This window comes from Mesorhizobium sp. M4A.F.Ca.ET.020.02.1.1 (genome assembly GCF_004022645.1).
GTDB lineage: Bacteria > Pseudomonadota > Alphaproteobacteria > Rhizobiales > Rhizobiaceae > Mesorhizobium.
Genome location: NZ_RZOI01001161.1, coordinates 1 through 1,101 on the forward strand (window position 1 = coordinate 1; position 1,101 = coordinate 1,101).

The following is a 1,101-nucleotide window of genomic DNA, read 5'->3' on the forward strand; positions in this document are numbered from 1 at the left end:
ACATCGGACCTGGCCGGGAAGTCCCTCGACGTTGCCTTCGCTGATGGAGGCGCGCTCAAGCTTGCGTTCTCCACGGCGGAGCTTCTGTCCTGGAATGCCGGCGCCAGAGGGCATGATCGGCAGTCATATCAGGCATTCCGCGTACGCGACGGCATGTATTTCGTCGACTTCATCGACGCCGGCGATGAGATGAGATCGATCAGCCTCTGGTTGGATCTGACGCGCAATGCCGTTCTCCTGATCGAGGGTTCGGTGGCCGATCGGGCGGCCGAAGACATGAATCTTCTCACCCGCGTCGAGAAGACCGGCGCACAAAGCGTGCCTACGCTGACCTATCGTGCCGGCGGCATAGGACGACCCATCCCTGACTTTCCGCGAACCGAAAAGCTTTTTGGGAAGTTCTTTCGCTACGAGTACAGCGATACGCACGTCTATGATCATTACTATGTGAATCCGAAATACTATTTTTGGTACTGCTGGCGTGGCCCGGACGCCGGCATCGGCGAATTTGACGAAGCCGATTACTTTGAATTGGCCGATGACATCTATCTGATCTGCTGGCGGGAAAAATTCCTGCCCTGCCTTGCCGTCACCATCGAGGACCTCGGCTCGATGCGTTCGATCGGCAAGGTGTTTGGCGCCGATTCACACACATGGCGAACTGGCAACAGCACGGTCGGGGCAACGATGAGCGTCATCGCTACGATCCCGCCAGGCGCAGTCGGCTCGCCTCAGTAGCGCTCCGGCATGCGGAGCGCTGCAAGGAAGGGCTGAGCGAGCAACAAGGAGCGGCCAAGGCGCCGTGATGAAGCCTTGGCGCGAATGAATCTGGGAAAGAATCGCTGGAGATGACGCAGCACGAGACGACAACGACGCAGCCGGAACCGCCGCCGATCGTGCGGTTCGGCGGCGTTTCGAAGAATTACGGCGCGTTCCGGGCTCTATGCGACATCGATCTGGAGATTCGGCGTGGCGAATTCCTGACCCTGCTTGGGCCGTCGGGTTCCGGTAAGACAACCTCGCTGATGCTGCTGGCGGGTTTCGACAGCCCGACGGCGGGCACGATCGAAATGGACGGCGCGCGCATCGAAGGCCTGCCGG

General features: G+C 60.1%; 2 protein-coding genes. Both read left to right on the forward strand.

Translation table 11 applies throughout. The annotated features are described in order from the left end of the window. Nucleotides 1-9: 9 nt before the first annotated feature. Nucleotides 10-738 (forward strand): MoaF C-terminal domain-containing protein, encoded by a 729-nt coding sequence (locus EN742_RS35695; RefSeq protein ID WP_245492489.1) that lies wholly within the window; start codon nucleotides 10-12, stop codon nucleotides 736-738. A 110-nt stretch (nucleotides 739-848) separates the two neighbouring features. After that, nucleotides 849-1,101, forward strand: a 253-nt coding sequence (locus EN742_RS35700) for an ATP-binding cassette domain-containing protein (RefSeq protein ID WP_128333925.1), incomplete at its 3' end; no start/stop codon positions are given.